This is a genomic window from Photobacterium sp. R1 (assembly GCF_054600795.1).
The window spans coordinates 1-278 of record NZ_BAAHZP010000480.1 but is presented as its reverse complement, the minus strand read 5'-3'; the positions used below and the strand labels follow the sequence as shown (position 1 = coordinate 278).

General features: G+C 49.3%; 1 protein-coding gene. It reads left to right on the top strand.

The window, feature by feature from the left end; translation table 11 throughout:
• Positions 1 to 32: 32 nt before the first annotated feature.
• The coding region (locus tag ACYP03_RS25945; protein ID WP_459782666.1) for a S4 domain-containing protein at positions 33 to 278 on the top strand (246 nt) is incomplete at its 3' end.

Here is a 278-nt window from a genome sequence, read left to right as displayed (position 1 = left end):
CGACGCCTGTGAAGGCGACAAAGGTTTGTCTGATGAGTGAAAAATTACAGAAGGTACTTGCGCGTTCCGGTCAGGGTTCACGACGTGAAGTGGAACTGATGATACAGGAAGGGCGTGTCAGTATTGATGGCAAAGTTGCCCACTTGGGTGATCGTCTGGATAATCTGGACGTACTTGTGCGTATTGATGGTCACAAAGTAGACCTGGTCAAGCCTTCTGAAGAAGTGTGCCGTGTGCTTGCTTATAACAAACCTGAAGGTGAGCTGTGTACCCGACAC